The following is a 16,373-nucleotide window of genomic DNA, read 5'->3' as shown; positions in this document are numbered from 1 at the left end:
CGCCAAGCGACGAGGCCCGGCGCGCGCCGGGCCTCGACACATTCCCGGCAGGCTGGGATTGACCTGCACCAATGGCGCTGCCCGCCATTCGGAAAGCTTGCTCAACCTAGCACTCCGGACGTCAGCCAAAGCAGACGAGTCCGGTTGCACGCAATGTCATCGGCTGCGCGCGAGTGGAGATGCACGTGCTGGATAAAACGCAGATCGAAGCCGTAGCGGTCAACTCCGCCAAAACCCGCCAGCCGCTTTATGCCCCGCGCAAGAAGATCTTCCCGAAGCGCGCCTCGGGCAGCTTTCGCCAGTTCAAATGGCTGGTGATGGCGATCACGCTCGGTATCTACTACCTGACACCCTGGTTGCGATGGGACCGTGGCCCGTTTGCCCCGGATCAGGCCGTGCTGCTCGATCTCGCCAATCGGCGCTTCTACTTCTTCTTCATCGAGATCTGGCCGCAGGAATTCTACTATGTGGCCGGCCTTCTGGTCATGGCCGGCGTCGGTCTTTTCCTGATCACGTCGACTGTTGGTCGTGCCTGGTGCGGCTATACGTGCCCGCAGACCGTATGGGTCGATCTGTTCCTGGTCGTCGAGCGGGCTATCGAGGGCGACCGCAACGCGCGGATGAAGCTCGATGCCGGCCCCTGGACCGCGCGCAAGCTCGTGCAGCGCGTATCGAAACACGCCATCTGGCTGGTCATCGGTGCGGCGACCGGCGGCGCCTGGATCTTCTATTTCGCCGATGCGCCGACGCTGGTTGGCGAACTCTTCACCGGCACCGCGGCACCCGTCGCCTACATCACCATCGCCGTGCTGACGGCGACCACCTACACATTCGGCGGGCTGATGCGCGAGCAGGTCTGCACCTATATGTGCCCATGGCCGCGCATCCAGGCGGCCATGCTCGACGAAAGTTCGCTCACCGTCACCTACAATGACTGGCGCGGCGAACCGCGCTCGCGTCACGCCAAGAAGGTGCAAGCCGCAGGGCAGTCCGTCGGCGACTGCGTCGACTGCAATGCCTGCGTCGCGGTCTGCCCGATGGGGATCGACATTCGCGACGGCCAGCAGCTCGAATGCATCACCTGCGCGCTTTGCATCGACGCCTGCGACGGCGTCATGGACAAGCTCGGCAGGGAGCGCGGGCTGATCTCCTACGCGACGCTCTCCGACTACAACGCCAACATGATGCTGGCGACCGCAGGCGGCTCCAGTTCAGTCAATCCGTCGCTGGTAAGGACCGCTGACGGGCTGTTCTCCGACAAGGTGGCGCATTTCCATATTCGCAAGATCTTTCGGCCACGCACTTATGTCTACATGGGCTTGTGGTCGCTGATCGGCCTGGGCCTGCTTTATTCGCTGCTGACGCGCGACCGGCTCGAAGTCAACGTGCTGCATGACCGCAATCCGCAATTCGTCACGCTGTCAGACGGTTCGATCCGCAACGGCTACACCGTCAAGCTGCTCAACATGATCCCCCAGCCAAGGACGATAATCGTCACGATTCAAGGCTTGCGAGGGGGTGATATGAGCGTGGTCGGCGACGATATCCCGGCAGGCCGTTCTTTCGCCATTCCGGTCGAACCCGACCGCCTGAAGATCCTGAAGGTCTTCGTGCGCCAGCCGGCGGATCAAATCCACGGCACAGCGCAAACCTTCACGTTCCGTGTCGAGGACAAGGCGAGATTCGAGTCGGACGAATACACCGCCACCTTCAATGCACTGGAGACTGCCAGATGAGCGCCAGAACGCAAAAATCCCGCGAATTCACCGGCAGGCACATGTTGGCCATCATCCTTGCCTTTTTCGGCGTGGTCATCGCGGTCAATCTGACCATGGCGACCCTCGCCAACACAAGCTGGACCGGCCTTGTCGTCGAAAACACCTATGTGGCGAGCCAGCAATTCAACAAGAAGGCCGGGGAGGGTCGCGCGCAGGCGGCGCTCGGCTGGACCGGCAAACTGACGATCGCATCGGGCGAAGTTCGCTACAGACTTACAGACCCCGCCGGCAAGCCGGTTCCCTTGCATGGCGTCAAGGTGCTGTTTCGTCATCCCGCCTATGAGGCGGAAGACAAATCCATCGTCCTGGCGCCTTCTGCGGATCAGGAGTTTGTGGGACAGCACACGCCAAAAGAGGGCGTCTGGATCATCGAAGTCGACGCCGATGCCGGCCTTGCAGAGCCCTATCGGGAAGTCCGGCGGGTCATGATTTCCCATGGAGCGCTGCAATGAGCTGTTGTGCACCGGGCGCTGAAATGGCGCTGGATATGGGCAGCACCACATCGGTCCTACCGTCCAGCCAGGAAATCAAATTGGCCAGCCGATCGCTTGGCGATGATCTTCGGCAGACCGATCTTTCGGTGCCGAGCGTTCATTGCGCAGCTTGTATCCAGACGATCGAGACGGCGTTGGGAAAGCTCGATCGCGTCGAGAGCGCCCGCGTCAACCTGTCGACGAAACGGGTCTCGGTCCGCTGGCGCGGCGACGAGGTTCCACCGTTCGTCGCCGCGCTTGGACGGCTCGGCTACCAGGCGCATCTCTTCGCCCCCGAGGCTGAAGAAAAGGACAGGACGCTTTCGGAGTTGATCCGCGCCGTCGCGGTTGCCGGGTTCGCGGCGGGCAACATCATGCTGCTTTCGGTCTCTGTCTGGTCCGGTGCCGAAGGCGCTACCCGCGACCTGTTCCACTGGGTCTCGGCGCTTATCGCCATCCCTGCACTCGCCTTCGCCGGCGGCATCTTCTTCCGCTCGGCCTGGAATGCGTTGCGCCACGGCCGCATGAACATGGATGTGCCGATCGCGGTCGGGGTGTCGCTTGCCTACGCCATGAGCCTCTACGAGACGATCAATCATGGCGATCACGCCTATTTCGACGCGTCGGTATCGCTGCTGTTCTTCCTCTTGATCGGCCGCACGCTGGATCATGTCATGCGGGAGCGTGCCCGGACCGCCGTGAAAGGCCTGTCGCAGCTGGCGGCGCGTGGCGCCATGGTGCTGCGCAGCGATGGTGCACGCGACTACCTGCCGGTTGGCGAGATCGAACCAGGCATGCTGCTGCTGATCGCAGCCGGCGAAAGGATCCCCGTCGACGGCAAGATCATTCAGGGGACCTCGGATCTGGACTGCTCGTTGGTTTCCGGCGAGAGCACGCCCCGAAACGTGGCGCCAGGCGGACCCGTGCAGGCCGGTGTCCTCAATCTTACCGGCTCGCTGACGATCGAGGCGACAGCCGCCGCGAAGGATTCGTTCCTGGCGGAAATGGTTCGGCTGATGGAGGCCGCAGAGGGTGGTCGCGCCCATTATCGCCGGATCGCCGACCGCGTTTCGGCGCTCTATGCTCCGGTGGTTCATCTGACCGCCTTCGCGACGTTCCTTGGCTGGATGGCGGCAACCGGCGACTGGCATAGGGCGATAACCATCGCCATTGCCGTTCTCATCATCACATGCCCGTGCGCGCTCGGCCTCGCCGTGCCGATGGTTCAGGTGGTCGCCGCGCGGCGCCTGTTCGAGAACGGCATCATGGTCAAGGACGGTTCGGCCATGGAGCGCCTGGCGACGATTGATACAGCGGTGTTCGACAAGACCGGAACGCTCACGCTCGGACAGCCCCGGCTGGTCAATGCGTCGTCGATCGATGCGGCCATGCTGGCAATCGCAGCCGACATGGCCGCGCACTCCCGTCACCCGTTTTCAAAGACCATAGCCGGTTTTGCCGCTCCTGGCGGGCAGCACAAATTCGATGCCGTCACCGAGCATCCGGGGTTTGGAATCGAAGCCACTGTCGCCGGAAGTATCTGGCGGATGGGCCGACGCGGATGGGCTGGATGGAAGGCCCGGACCGGTGGCGAAGGCAAACATGGCTATGGCGGGACGGTTCTGACCAGAGACGGGATCATTGTCGCGACCTTCGATTTCGAGGATGCGCTGCGTGCCGACGCCAAGGCAGCCATGCTGGAATTGAAAGCAGCCGGGGTGTCGGTGGAAATGCTGTCGGGCGATACAGCAGGCGCCTGTGGCGAAGTCGCGGAAATGCTAAACATCGACCGCTTTGTTCCGGCCCTGCTGCCGTCCGGCAAAGTTGAATGCATCGAAGCGCTGGCGAAAGCCGGACACAAGGTTCTGATGGTTGGCGATGGGCTCAACGACACGCCTGCGCTGAGCGCAGCGCATGTCTCGATCGCTCCGGCCACCGCCGCCGACATTGGCCGCAACGCGGCCGACTTCGTCTTCCTGCGCGAAAGCCTTCTGGCAGTGCCTCTCGCGCTGGATGTCTCGCGCAAGGCGGGAAGTCTTATCCGGCAGAACATCGCCATCGCGATCGTCTACAACGCCGTCGCCGTGCCGATCGCCATTCTGGGGCACGTCACTCCACTGATCGCGGCGATCGCCATGTCCGCTTCGTCACTGCTTGTCATTGGAAATGCGCTGCGCCTGCAAGGCTTTGCACCCACCGAGGTGACGAGGGCTCCTTCGGCAACGCGCTCCGGCATTCGCGCATCAGTGCAGCCGTCATGACGACGCTCGTCTACCTCATACCGGTGGCAGTGCTCCTGGGCGCGCTTGGGCTGTCCGGCTTTCTGTGGGCGTTGAGGAGTGGTCAATATGAGGATCTTGACGGGGCCGCTGAGCGGATCCTCATCGACCGGGACGACAAGCCGGAAAGCTGATTCAAGCCGCTGTGCAGACGACGGCGCCGATGGCCGGGTCGGTGCGAAGCCCGTCTAGATCGTTGGCATCCTCGTAGCCGCAGACGGTCGCAAACATGCGGACGCGCAGGATGTCGGCCATGGCGTGCCTCACCCGCCGCGGTGAGGCGAAACGTGGATCGCAGCCGCAAGCCGCTCGCCAGTCGCAAACGCTGCTCGGCGGCGGCCAGAAGCACGATGCCGCCATCAGATGGAAGAAAGATGACACGCTGGAGGCCAGGATCCTTCAGGATCAGCTTACTGACGTGAGGGCCGGTCTCTTCGTGTCAATGCCGATAAGCACTGTCCTATCAGGCCTAATTTTGACTGTGCAGGCCCTTTCTGGCGTCGGCTTTGCCGCCGCAATCTGGTTCTTGGTCATCAATGCGATAAATGTCGCCCGCCTTGCCCTCGCCCGTTATCAGCTAAAGGAAACGGGACGCCAGGACGATCTGACAGGGATTTCGCCGCGGCTTCGCTGGTTTGGCATCCTTGCTCTTCTCGCAGGGTTAGCCTGGTCCTTTCTTGCCGTCCTTACGCTTGGATACACGACACCTCACGCACCGCTGCATCTGATTATTCTGGCAGGCATCTCAGCTGGTGCTGTTACATACGGCAGTTCATATGCCGCGGCAGCGACCAACTTCATCACACCCCCGCTCCTCATCACAGCGGGGTGCTTGCTGGCGAAAGGTAACTTTGAAGGGTACGTTCTTGCTTTCGCCGTTCTGCTCTTCGCGGCCGAAGTGGAGCCAATTCCAGGGAGGACCACCTGACGGGCCTTCTCAACAGGCGTGGCCTCGAACACGGCTATCGGTCGGTTCGAGACTGCAGACGGCCCCTTCGTTGCAATGCTGATTGATCTAGACGGGTTCAAATCCGTCAACGATACCTACGGTCACAGGACCGGCGATGAGCCGCTTGTCAGGATCTCCCGCCGGATAGAGGAGGAAGCACCGGAAGGCTCAACGCTCGCCCGCATCGGCGGCGATGAATTCGTGCTATTTTTTCCCTCACTGGGGGATTCGGTTTCTGCCTGTGATCTCGCCTCCAATATTCATAGCCAAAGTTGCCCGCCCCTATCCTGAGGTCGCGTCCGTCCGGGTCGGGGCATCGATAGGAATATACTTGGCTGAGAGGCCGGGGCTGACGGAAATGTTGTTGCGGGCAGATATCGCCCTTTATACAGCCAAGCGTCGTGGCAGGAACGAATTTTGCCTGTTCGATGCCGAACTCGACAGGGAACTGCAACGCCGCCAGTCCATCGAACGCGACCTTCATTCAGCGATAAAGACGAGAAGCTTGGCACCTTGGTTCCAGCCCATCGTGAAACTCGACACTGAGGCCGTGGTCGGTTTTGAAGCCTTGCTAAGGTGGTTCCATCCGATTCATGGTGCCATCTCTCCACCCGAAATCATGACAGCCGCACGCCAAACCGGAATGCTTCAGCTGCTGACCCAAACGGTATTCGCCGACTGTTGCGCGCGCTTATCGACGGCTTGGTGAAAGCTGACCGTCGTGATGTTCGTGTGGCGATGAATGTTTCACCGCGCGAACTGGAAGCCGGTGACATCGATGACATGATTCTGGAGGGTCTGGCGGCAAAAGGCCTCCCTGCAACGATGTTCGAAATCGAGATTACCGAGGAATCCCCGGTGGACCCGGACAGAGTGGATGAAAAGCTCGGACGGCTTTCACATGCCGGCATTTCCATCGCGCTCGATGACTTCGGCACCGGCTTTTCCACCTTGGCATCGCTCAAGGACAGTCGGATACGCAAGGTGAAAATAGACCAGGGCTTCATTCGCGGCTTAGCCAAGTCCCGAGAGGACCGGCTGCTTGTCAAAACGGTCATCGATCTTGGTAGGACGCTCCGGATCGAGGTCATGGCCGAGGGCGTCGAAACAGAGGCAGATCGGCAAACTCTGCACAAGCTTGGCTGCAGAACCGCTCAGGGCTTCCTATTCTCCAAGGCGGTGCCTCTGAGCCAAGCGCTTGATTTGGCGCCAAAAGAGCACGCGAAGGAGTTGTGACCGCCACCCGCCATCGCTCACTGCATCGAGGAAGCGTCTGGCGATCTCGGCCGGCCGATCCTGGAACGCCAGCGGCAATTGGGGTTTTGGCGCCGGGTCCGAACAATGAGGATCAGGCAGAGGAAGCCGAACAGCAGCGCCGTGCCCAGCAGGCGATTGAAGCGCGTGAAGCTGACGTCTTTCTCCAGCTAGCCAACAGCAGCACGACCACGACCGCTGCGAGCCCGTCCGCTCCGGCAACCGGACAGCCCGCTGCGGACGCCAAATGTTTGGTTCTCGACCCGGAGCTAGACCGGAACAACCAGCAGCGCAAGCTCGACTTGGTCAATCAGCGCGACACCAGCGGCATCTACAATCCGCCTGAACTCCAGGCGGCGGCTTCGCCCTATCAGGTGATAGCGGGCTCCATCATCGCCGCCAGCCTGATCATTGGCATCAATTCCGATCTGCCAGGTCTTGTCGTTGCCCAAATGACAGAGAATGTTTCGACGGGCGGCACCTATCAAAAGCCGTCGCACGAGTCACATGAGAACCCAGAACGCAGGCGGAAGAAGTGTTTCAAGGCAGTGCTCGGTCGTCCGTTCAAGGTTTGTGGATCGACGAACGTCTGGGAGGGCTCCATTCGACCCTTTACGCCGCCGAATATCAGGGCTGCTTCTGACGCAAAATTCCCTGCTCAAGAACCGAAGAAACCGTAGCTGGCGCTCGAAACAAAGCTAGGTCAGATCAAGGGTCGCATGCCGAGCAAGCCTTGATGTCGGTAACGCCAAGCACTTTGATTTTCGCGAAAGCATCGCAGCGATTGAACGGACCGTGCCATGTGCCATTTCTGCTGGGACTCGCCGGCAAGGTGGCTTCCTTGTTTTGGCAAAAACCACAGTCTGCCCTGTGGACACGCCCGCGACCGAGCCTCGGGTTCTCGTAGACATAGTACTTCACGCAACTACACCCTCAACTGCAATCCGTTCATACAAGCTGGTGAGGCGACGACGCATTCAGCGATGCTGTAATCGTCGCGGGAACGCGGCGGTACGGCGTTGGTTGTTAGCCGCGATAAAAATCCTATCAGTCTCATGTAAGTCAACACGGGACAGCTTCAGGGTATCCAAATGGTCGGCCCACCATTGCATCATCTTCACGCGTTCGTCCCAATGTTCGCCGCGGGCATAAGCCCGCCTGATATTGTTGCCCTCGACGTGCGCAAGTTGACGTTCGATAGCATCGGGATGCCACTTGCCGCTCTCATTGAGCAAGCTCGACGCTGTCGCCCGAAAACCATGCGCAGTGGCCTCGTTTTTGCGATAGCCAAGACGGCGCAGGGCGGCATTGAGGGTGTTGTCGGAAATCGGGCGTGTGATCGCGCGGACACTGGGAAACAGAAGCAAACCGTGTCCAGAAACCTCGCGGAGCCGCTTGAGGAGGTTGAGCGCCTGGATCGACAAAGGAACACTATGCGGTCGCCGCATTTTTGCTCGAGCGGCTGGGATCGTCCAGACTGCTTTGTCGAAGTCGAATTCCGACCAGTCAGCGGCGCGCAACTCTCCGGGGCGGGGAAACAAGAGCGCCATCAAATTCAACGCAATTTGGGTGCCTGGCTGCCCATCGTACGAATCAATCGCGCGCAAAAGAGCACCGAACTCTTTCGGGTCGGTAACTGCAGCTCGCGGTGTTACCGTTGGCCTAACAAGAGCGTCCCTGAGCGCCAAGGTTGGATCAGCATTGGCGCGAGCGGTGGCAATCGCGTAGCGAAATACACTCCCGATTGTTGATCGAAGCCGACGGGCCGATTCGTGTCGGCCACGAACTTCCACTTCCCGCAACACATCGAGAACGGATGGCGCATCAATTTCCTTGATCGACCGGTCGCCCAACGTCGGATAGGCGAAAGAGAGCAGCCACTTGTTCTTAGTGATGGTCCTTTCCGCGCGCCCCTCTTTCTTGAGCTTAGCGATGAATTCGTCTGCGATGACGCGGAAGCTATCGCGCGTGTCAGCATTCTTCTCCTGCTTCTCACGTACGGGGTCTATACCCTTCATTAGCAGCCGCTTCGCCTCATCTCGTGCCTGTCGAGCCTCCGCCAGGGAGAGAAGCGGATAGCTTCCGAGAGCCAGGAGCTTCTGTTTGCCATCGAAGCGATAGGCAAGGCGCCACAGGCGCGAGCCGGTAGGCTGTACCCATAGCTGGAGACCGCCTCCATCGGAGAGTTTCCGGAGTTTAGGCCCTGGGCGGGCATTTCGACATTTCACGTCAGAGAGTGTCATTGTCCGATGCTTTTTGCTGGTGGGTGATACCAACAGGGTAGACGGATACCAACGAAGAAACCAACAGCACGCGCCGTTGGACCAAATGCGATCACCTGCTTCGGAATACGCCAAAGCGCGATCAGGCCGTCAAAAAAGCAATCGTTTTCAAAGGTTTACGCGAACAGCAGCGTAGAAGGCTTGGCGGAAGAGAGGGTAGGGAGAAGGGGAGATGGTGCCCAGAGGCGGATTCGAACCACCGACACGCGGATTTTCAATCCGCCCTCACTTCATGTTGCGACTGTGTCGCGTGGCGCGGGCTCAACGTTCTTGGTGAGTGTTATTCCCCCAACGTCGATTACCCGAAGCAATCCCTCTGCGACAGGATCGTTGTAAAGCAGGGCACGCAAACCAGTTCTCACCGGCGCCTCGTCAGTTGGCATCTGCGCGAGGTCGTGAAAGACGCTGCTCGGCACCGTCATGGGTTTCGGCAGGGAGGCCTTCGGTTCGAAAGCTCGCTGGCGAATGACAACGGAGAACGTTCCGGCGCCTTTGAGGTCCGCATACCAAACCGGGAGACCAACCGTTTCGAGCTTCCCTTCAAGATCATCCGAATAGCGTTCGGATAGGAATATTCCGATCTCAAGCGCGTTCCCACTTGCGACTGTGAAAAGGTTGGTCGCCTTGTCGAAGTCTGTGGGGTCAAAGTCGGTCTCATAATAGAGGGCTGGCAACAGGATCGACACTACCAGCTGCGCCGCTCGACCGTCCCCGGCAGGTCTATCCCATAGGGTGATGGCCCTGTTGGTTCCTGGATCTACAATGCCTGCGTCAATGAGGCCTTGGTGATAGTCGTTTTGGAAGGCGAGGCGAAATCGTCCACTTTCGTGCAGGCTGATCTTTTGAAAACGCCCAGTCGATTCTTGCCCGATATAGAGGTCCCGCTTTCGAGAGGCTATGGTCCAGACAGGCGACCGCTTGCCGTCGATGAAACCACCTATTCGGCACTTTTTTGCAAACTGATCCAGGAAGCGATCTGTAGCCGCTTTGCGCTTGGCTTCCTCCTGCCCATCCATCGAAAACGCCTTAAGCCAGAAGTGCTCGCTCTGCTGCAGCCAATTCCTCGGCGTCGTCGCCGCGCGGGAAGAGATGCCCATAAACGTCCATGGTCGTCACGATTGAAGAGTGGCCGAGCCGCTCCTGGACGACCTTTGGCGGGAGGCCGAGGCCACCGTCGGCGACCCGGTTTTTGCACCAGCTGGCGAAAAAATGTCGTAGGCAGTGCATGCCGGTGTAGCGGGCCTTCATGATTGCATTTCCTTCTCGGTCCTTCAGTCCGGTGTCGATGACCACGCCGGCCGCCATCTGGGCGGGCATCAATCCGCGGTTGATGATGTTCGCTAAGCTTTCGAGCAGGCGCCCGGCCTTCCCTTTCATGTCGCGTTCTTGTCGCGTGGATTTGCCGAGCGTCGCAGGTAACCCTTGGAAATCAAGGGAACTCGATTGCAACATGGACGCAACATGAAACTGATAAGGAAGGTATAAGTGCCTGAAAACGTTGGTGCCCAGAGGCGGATTCGAACCACCGACACGCGGATTTTCAATCCGCTGCTCTACCAACTGAGCTATCTGGGCCTGTTCCGGCAAACGAAATCTCGTGCACCGGATTTCACGGAAGCGCCGTCGGCGCCCCTTGAAAGCGCGTGGGTTATAGCACGGGAATTCGGCCTGTCCAGCGCTTAGGTGGCGATTTCAGACAGGAAAAGAGATGCCCTGTAGTGGGCCGGTTCCATGCTGGTTCTTCAGCCGGAATGGCGCGCGGCATGGTGGTATTTCGGCCATCGCCGTCCTTTTCCGCGTCGCCATCACGGTCCGCAATGATGTGGCCGGCCTCTTGGTCGACGATTGAGGCGCCCAATCGCGGTGCCGGACAAGCGCCTGGCCGTCGAGCCTATCTGGCGCCGGACACGCCTCTGCGAAAATCGGACGGCGACATGCCGGCCAGCTTGCGGAATGATTTGTTGAAAGCGCTGAGCGAGCCGAAGCCCGAGTCCATGGCGACGCGCAGCACATTGGCGTCCTGATGCATCAACAGCGCCTGCGCGTAGCTCAGCCGCAACAGGTTGACATATTCGTTCAGCGTCATGCCGGTCGATTTCTTGAACAGACTCATGGCGTATTTGGGATGGATGTCGGCGGCGGCCGCTATGTTCACGCAATCGATGTCGTAGAGGAAGTTCTCGGCGATGAAATCGCACATCCGCCCGACATTGCGCGATGACTGCTGATCGAAAGGACTGCCCGTTTCCTGCCCGGCCGCGGTTTCAGGCACCAGCCGATAAGGCTCGAACCGCACCCGCTCCAGCCGCAGCAGCAATTCGTTGACGGCGTGTTCCGCCTTGGCCTGGTCACCAGACCGGGCGTAGCGGTTCCAGCGCTCGAAATTATGGTGGTCGGATTGGTCGGTGGCGCCGCTCACCAGCGTTGCGCCCGTCATCAACCGATGTCTTATATCCGTGGGCAGGTGCAGCCGGAAGAAATGCACCAGCGGCAGATGCGCTCCGGCATAGATGGCGTCGTCGGACAGGTCGTCCATCTGGTGGGGTAGACCGCCCCAGAACAGGCACATCTCGCCGGCTGAAAGCGAAATTTCGTGGTCATTCATGCGGTAATGCACGCTGCCGCGCACAATGAAGTTCACCTCGACCTGGGCGTGCCAATGCGGTTTGAGCATCACCAGAGGATTGGTGTGAAACATCTGCAGCAGCAGCGGCAGGCCTTCCACGCTGCTGGCGCCTGGCTGGTAAAACGGCCGTTCCGGCATCTTACTTTCCGCCAATTTCATATTCCCTTTGACGGCGACAGGCCCTGCCCACTGCATAGTCTAGCCACGCTCACAGTGAGAGAGCAAATGAAATGGGAGGATTTCAATGCGCATCACAATGACCTGCGCCGCGCTCGCGCTTGCCCTGGGCTCAGCCCCGGCCTTTGCGCAATCCGGCGAAATCACCATCTGGAGCTGGAACATCGCCGCGTCATCGTTGAAGGCGACCGTTGCCGGCTTCAACAAGCAGTTCCCCAACGTCAAGGTGACGGTCCAGGACCTCGGCAACCAGCCGACCTACGACAAATCAATCGCCGGCTGCGCCGCCGGCGGCGTTGGCCTGCCCGACATCGTCAGCATCGAGAACGGCGAGGCCGAGAATTACTGGAGCCAGTTCCCGGACTGCTTCGTCGACCTGCATACGCTGGGCTACAGCGCTGAGGATCAGGCGAAATTCCCCGATTTCAAGCGCACCGAACTCGAAGTCGGCGACAAGGCCTATGCGATGCCTTGGGATTCGGGGCCGGTTGCGGCGTTCTATCGCCGCGACTTCTACGAAAAGGCCGGCGTCGACCCGGCATCGATCAAGACCTGGACGATTTCATCGCCGCCGGCAAGAAGATCCAGGCCGCCAATCCGGGCGTCTCGATGACCAACGCCGATTTCAACGGCGACTCGGAATTCTTCCGCATGATCTCCAATGAACAGGGCTGCGCCTATTTCGCCGCCGATGGACAAACGATCACGGTCAACCAGCCCAAATGCGTCGATGCCATGACCAAGGTCAAGGAGATGAAGGATGCGGGCATCGTTTCCTCCGCCGACTGGGGCACCAAGATCACCAACAACACCGCCGGCACCGTCGCCACCCAGATCTATGGCGGCTGGTACGAAGGCACCATTCGCACCGAATCGGCCGGTGAGAACGGCAAATGGGGCGTCTATCTGATGCCGAGCCTCACCGCCGAAGGGCCGCGCGCGGCCAATCTCGGCGGGTCCTCGCTGGCCATCACGTCGGCGTCGAAGAACAAGGAAGCCGCCTACGCCTATCTGAAATACACGCTCGGAACCAATGAAGGCCAGATCACCATGCTGAAGGAATTCGGCCTGGTGCCTTCGCTGGTGTCAGCACTCAATGACCCCTACGTCTCGCAGGGCCTGCCCTACTGGGGTGGCCAGGCGGTTTGGAAGGACATTCTCGGCACCTTGCCCAAGGTCGTCCCCAGCCGTGGCACGCAGTTCCAGAGCGATGCCGAGATCATCGTTCGCGCGGTGCAGACCAAATATCTCGCCGGTGGCTATGCCGATGCCAAGGCCGCGCTCGACGATGCCGCGAACCAGATCGCCGCGGCGACCGGGCTGCCGGTCAAGTCGTGAGCTGAGATTTCTCTCCCCCGTGTAGGGACGGGGGAGGGGCCCTCTCATCAATGGCTTCGCCAATCGCGAACGCCGCAGGAAAGGCGCAGGCGTTGCGGCCATCTCCCTTCTCCCCGTCACTCCACGGGGAGAAGGTGCCGGCAGGCGGATGAGGGGCAGCGCCGAGATCAACAGAATCCCCAGCGCCGCATTGGCTGGGGCATCGACACGGCACTCTCAACAAACACAAATCTAGAAGCAGAAGAAGGAGGAGGAGGAGGAGGATGCCCAACCGCAACGCCACGGCCTATCGCTTCCTCACGCCCTATCTGCTGATCTTCGCCGTTTTCTGGGTGTGGCCGATCATCAGCTCGTTCCTGATCTCCTTCCAGGCGACGCGTACCGTGCCTTGGCGGTTCGCGCCCGCCTTCAACTGGGGGCGGCTGATCGGCGATCCGGCCTTCTTCAACGCGCTGAAGAACACGCTGCTCATCCTCGTCATCCAGGTCCCGGTGATGATCGCCCTGGCCATGGTGATGGCGGTGCTTCTGAACTCGCCGCTCCTGAAGGCGAGGGGCCTGTTCCGCTTCGCCTTTTTCGCCCCGGTCGTGGTCGGCGAGGTCGCCTATTCGGCGGTGTTCCGGCTGATGTTCAACCTCAATTTCGGTATCATCAACAAATTGCTGAACAGTGTCGGCCTGCCCAGCGTCGACTGGTTTTCCAACGTCACGCCGGCGATGGCACTGATCATGATCGCGGTGACCTGGCGCTGGGCCGGCTACAACGCCATCATCCTGCTCGCCGGCATGCAGTCCATTCCCGAGGATGTCTACGAGGCGGCAACACTCGACCGCGTCAGCAAGCTCAAACAATTCTTCTTCATCACCCTGCCGCTCTTGAAGCCGGTCATCGTCTTCTGCCTCGTGCTGTCGATCATCGGCACCATGCAGCTGTTCACCGAGCCGTTCCTGATCACCGAGCGCGGCGGACCGGGTGGCGGCACCGAAACGCTCGGGCTGCTGCTCTACCGCCAGGGTTTTCGGTCGCTCAATTTCGGCTACGCCTCGGCCGTTGCCTACACCATGGCGGGCCTGGCGATCGCGATAACCCTGGTGCAACTGTGGCTGACGAGGGAAAAGCAATGAGTTCGCTGTCCGCCGCCAGGCTAAGACGCAGCATCGCCCTGCATCTCTTCCTCACGCCGCTGGCGCTGATCTGGCTGTTTCCGCTGTGGATGATGGTGGTGTTCTCCACCATGCCGGACAATGGCATCTTCAGCCCGGGCATCGAGCTTTTGCCGCACGGCAATTTCATCGACAATTTCAACAATCTGCAGCGTGACACCGACTTCGTCGGCGCCATCGGCATTTCGGTCTCGGTGGCGGTGACCTATACCGTCCTGTCGGTGCTGCTGACGTCAATGGCCGGCTGGGCGCTGGCCCGTTACCAGTTCTTCGGCAAGGGTGTGGTTGTCGCCATCATCCTCGGCACCATCACGCTTCCCTACGCGGTGGTGCTGATCCCGCAATTCATCATGGTGGCGCGCGACTTCAAGCTCGCCAACACCTGGGTGGCGCTGATCGTGCCGCCGCTGTTCAATTCGCTCGGCGTGCTGTTCATGCGGCAGAGCTTCTCGATGATGCCGGACGATCTGTTCGACGCGGCGCGGGTCGAGGGGGTGAAGGAGTGGCGCATCTTCCTCTTCGTCGCGCTGCCGCTGGCGCGGCCAATGTTGGCGGCACTCGCCATCATCCTGTTCCTCGCCTCCTGGAACAATTATCTGTGGCCGCTTTTGATCAACAGCCAGCCCGGTTCGATGACGGCGCCAGTGGCGCTTGGCACCCTGATTGGCCTCACCAAGGTGTCGTGGGGCGGCATCATGGCGGGCGCGGTGATGCTGACAGTGCCGATGCTCGTCGTGTTCGTGCTCCTGCAGCGTCATTTCATCGCCGGCATCGCCGCCGGCGCCATCAAATAGACAGGACCAGCATGGCGACCGTCACGCTCAACAATGTCGTCAAGCGCTTCGGCGCCTTCGAGGTCGTCCATGGCGCCAGCATCGACGTCAAGGACGGCGAATTCGTCGTCTTCGTCGGCCCCTCCGGCTGCGGCAAGTCCACTCTGCTCAGGATGATCGCCGGGCTCGAGGATATCAGCGGCGGCCAGATCGCCATCGGCGGCAAGGTGGTGAACGATGTCGAGCCGGCCGATCGCGGCATCGCCATGGTCTTCCAGTCCTACGCGCTCTATCCGCACATGACCGTCGAGCAGAACCTCTCTTTCGGGCTGCGCATGACCGGCAATCCCAAGGCCGACACCGAACGGCGGGTGAAGCGGGCGGCCGGGATCCTGCGCATCAGCGAACTGATGGACCGGCGTCCGCGAAAACTCTCCGGCGGCCAGCGTCAGCGTGTCGCCATCGGCCGCGCCATCGTGCGCGAACCGCAGGTGTTCCTCTTCGATGAGCCGCTCTCCAATCTCGACGCCGAGCTGAGGGTGCAGATGCGGATCGAGATCGCGCGGCTGCATAAGGAGCTCGGCGTCACGATGATCTATGTCACGCATGACCAGACCGAGGCGATGACGCTGGCCGACAGGATCGTCGTGCTCAATGCCGGCAACATCGAGCAGATCGGCGCGCCGCTCGATCTCTACGACGATCCGGCCAATCGCTTCGTCGCCGGCTTTGTCGGCTCGCCGAAGATGAATTTCATGGCGGCTAAGGTTATCGCAACGGAGAAGGACGTGGCGGTGGTCGAGCTTCTCAACCACGGCGGAGCCCGGCTGCGCAAATCGCTTTCGGGCGCGCCGCCTGCTGTCGGCGCGGATGTCGTTCTCGGCGTGCGGCCAGAACATTTCTGCGAGGCCGGCGAGGGCGACTGCGACATACCGGTCCGGGCCGACGTTGCCGAGCATCTCGGCTCGGTAAGCTATGTCTATGCCAATGCCGGCCCGGAGGAACTGATCATCGAGCGCGAGGCCTCGCGGCAGCGGGCGAGCGGCGACCATCTGGTGGTGTCGATCAAGGCCGGCCGGTCGCTTCTCTTCGACACATCAGGCGCGCGGATACGCTGATGCATGTCGCTCAAAAGTGCACAGCGGTTTTGAGGCAACGACATGCATGAACCAGGATGCATGTCGCCCAAAAGTGCGAAGCGGTTTTGGCGCAACGACATGTATGAAACCCAAACTTTTCTTTGCCCGGTCGCAATGCGTCGTGGCGATTCAGGGAGATCCA

At 60.6% G+C, this 16,373-nt stretch carries 15 protein-coding genes, 2 tRNA genes and 2 pseudogenes; 12 read left to right on the top strand and 7 right to left on the bottom strand.

Translation table 11 applies throughout. The annotated features are described in order from the left end of the window. Positions 1 to 179 precede the first annotated feature (179 nt). Genes ccoG through ccoS form a run of 4 tightly spaced genes read left to right on the top strand, consistent with a single transcriptional unit; the run spans position 180 to position 4,664 of the window. Entirely contained in the window at positions 180 to 1,736 is a 1,557-nt protein-coding gene (gene ccoG / locus AC56QQ_RS29935) for a cytochrome c oxidase accessory protein CcoG (protein ID WP_489859703.1), read from the top strand. Continuing rightward, the gene (locus tag AC56QQ_RS29930) at positions 1,733 to 2,230 is read left to right on the top strand and encodes a FixH family protein (protein WP_489859704.1); all 498 of its coding nucleotides are present in this window, start codon (positions 1,733 to 1,735) and stop codon (positions 2,228 to 2,230) included. Before ccoG ends, AC56QQ_RS29930 begins: the two co-directional genes overlap by 4 nt. After that, entirely contained in the window at positions 2,227 to 4,512 is a 2,286-nt protein-coding gene (locus AC56QQ_RS29925; RefSeq protein ID WP_497124425.1) for a cation-translocating P-type ATPase, read from the top strand. The genes AC56QQ_RS29930 and AC56QQ_RS29925 overlap by 4 nt, the downstream gene beginning before the upstream one ends. Beyond that, a complete protein-coding gene (gene ccoS / locus AC56QQ_RS29920) occupies positions 4,509 to 4,664 on the top strand; it encodes a cbb3-type cytochrome oxidase assembly protein CcoS (RefSeq protein WP_489859706.1) in 156 nt (51 codons plus the stop codon). Before AC56QQ_RS29925 ends, ccoS begins: the two co-directional genes overlap by 4 nt. A gap of 31 nt (positions 4,665 to 4,695) precedes the next feature. Here the strand turns inward: ccoS and AC56QQ_RS29915 are convergent. Next, positions 4,696 to 4,900: pseudogene (locus AC56QQ_RS29915) on the bottom strand (transposase); the annotation flags it as partial. 633 nt (positions 4,901 to 5,533) lie between these two features. On the opposite strand from AC56QQ_RS29915, the gene AC56QQ_RS29910 reads away from it, so the two are divergent. From AC56QQ_RS29910 to AC56QQ_RS29895, 4 genes are read left to right on the top strand one after another with little or no spacing between them, the layout of a single operon-like run. Beyond that, entirely contained in the window at positions 5,534 to 5,770 is a 237-nt protein-coding gene (locus AC56QQ_RS29910; protein WP_489859707.1) for a diguanylate cyclase domain-containing protein, read from the top strand. Between the two features lie 40 nt (positions 5,771 to 5,810). Then, positions 5,811 to 6,188, top strand: a complete 378-nt coding sequence (locus AC56QQ_RS29905; RefSeq protein ID WP_489859708.1) for an EAL domain-containing protein — start codon at positions 5,811 to 5,813, stop codon at positions 6,186 to 6,188. Further along, complete coding sequence (locus AC56QQ_RS29900; RefSeq protein WP_489859709.1) at positions 6,161 to 6,715, top strand: EAL domain-containing protein; 555 nt, start codon at positions 6,161 to 6,163, stop codon at positions 6,713 to 6,715. Before AC56QQ_RS29905 ends, AC56QQ_RS29900 begins: the two co-directional genes overlap by 28 nt. Beyond that, the gene (locus AC56QQ_RS29895; protein ID WP_497124424.1) at positions 6,712 to 7,413 is read left to right on the top strand and encodes a TraB/TrbI/VirB10 family type IV secretion system protein; all 702 of its coding nucleotides are present in this window, start codon (positions 6,712 to 6,714) and stop codon (positions 7,411 to 7,413) included. The genes AC56QQ_RS29900 and AC56QQ_RS29895 overlap by 4 nt, the downstream gene beginning before the upstream one ends. Before the next feature lie 297 nt (positions 7,414 to 7,710). Here AC56QQ_RS29895 and AC56QQ_RS29890 read toward each other — a convergent pair whose 3' ends face one another. From AC56QQ_RS29890 to AC56QQ_RS29865, 6 genes are all read right to left on the bottom strand, one after another. Then, the gene (locus AC56QQ_RS29890) at positions 7,711 to 8,976 is read right to left on the bottom strand and encodes a tyrosine-type recombinase/integrase (RefSeq protein WP_489859711.1); all 1,266 of its coding nucleotides are present in this window, start codon (positions 8,974 to 8,976) and stop codon (positions 7,711 to 7,713) included. A gap of 212 nt (positions 8,977 to 9,188) precedes the next feature. Beyond that, a tRNA-Phe gene (locus AC56QQ_RS29885) sits at positions 9,189 to 9,270 on the bottom strand. Beyond that, entirely contained in the window at positions 9,246 to 10,031 is a 786-nt protein-coding gene (locus tag AC56QQ_RS29880; RefSeq protein ID WP_497124423.1) for a hypothetical protein, read from the bottom strand. Before AC56QQ_RS29880 ends, AC56QQ_RS29885 begins: the two co-directional genes overlap by 25 nt. Before the next feature lie 10 nt (positions 10,032 to 10,041). Then, positions 10,042 to 10,392 carry a hypothetical protein gene (locus AC56QQ_RS29875; RefSeq protein ID WP_497124422.1) on the bottom strand — a complete coding sequence of 117 codons (351 nt, stop codon included), beginning with the start codon at positions 10,390 to 10,392 and terminating at the stop codon, positions 10,042 to 10,044. A 122-nt stretch (positions 10,393 to 10,514) separates the two neighbouring features. After that, positions 10,515 to 10,590: transfer RNA gene (locus tag AC56QQ_RS29870), tRNA-Phe, on the bottom strand. A 316-nt stretch (positions 10,591 to 10,906) separates the two neighbouring features. Continuing rightward, positions 10,907 to 11,800 (bottom strand): helix-turn-helix domain-containing protein, encoded by an 894-nt coding sequence (locus tag AC56QQ_RS29865; RefSeq protein WP_497124421.1) that lies wholly within the window; start codon positions 11,798 to 11,800, stop codon positions 10,907 to 10,909. A gap of 85 nt (positions 11,801 to 11,885) precedes the next feature. Here AC56QQ_RS29865 and AC56QQ_RS29860 point away from each other — a divergent pair. From AC56QQ_RS29860 to AC56QQ_RS29845, 4 genes and pseudogenes are all read left to right on the top strand, one after another. After that, positions 11,886 to 13,156, top strand: a pseudogene (locus tag AC56QQ_RS29860) (extracellular solute-binding protein). 263 nt (positions 13,157 to 13,419) lie between these two features. Further along, a complete protein-coding gene (locus AC56QQ_RS29855) occupies positions 13,420 to 14,280 on the top strand; it encodes a carbohydrate ABC transporter permease (protein ID WP_489859712.1) in 861 nt (286 codons plus the stop codon). Then, complete coding sequence (locus tag AC56QQ_RS29850) at positions 14,277 to 15,113, top strand: carbohydrate ABC transporter permease (protein WP_489859713.1); 837 nt, start codon at positions 14,277 to 14,279, stop codon at positions 15,111 to 15,113. The genes AC56QQ_RS29855 and AC56QQ_RS29850 overlap by 4 nt, the downstream gene beginning before the upstream one ends. 11 nt (positions 15,114 to 15,124) lie before the next feature. Continuing rightward, positions 15,125 to 16,210 (top strand): ABC transporter ATP-binding protein, encoded by a 1,086-nt coding sequence (locus tag AC56QQ_RS29845; protein WP_497124419.1) that lies wholly within the window; start codon positions 15,125 to 15,127, stop codon positions 16,208 to 16,210. The last annotated feature ends 163 nt before the right edge of the window (positions 16,211 to 16,373 follow it).

Source organism: Mesorhizobium sp. RCAM 05099, assembly GCF_059683685.1.
Note: the sequence above shows the minus strand (reverse complement) of the source record. Positions and strands in the feature narration are given on the sequence as shown.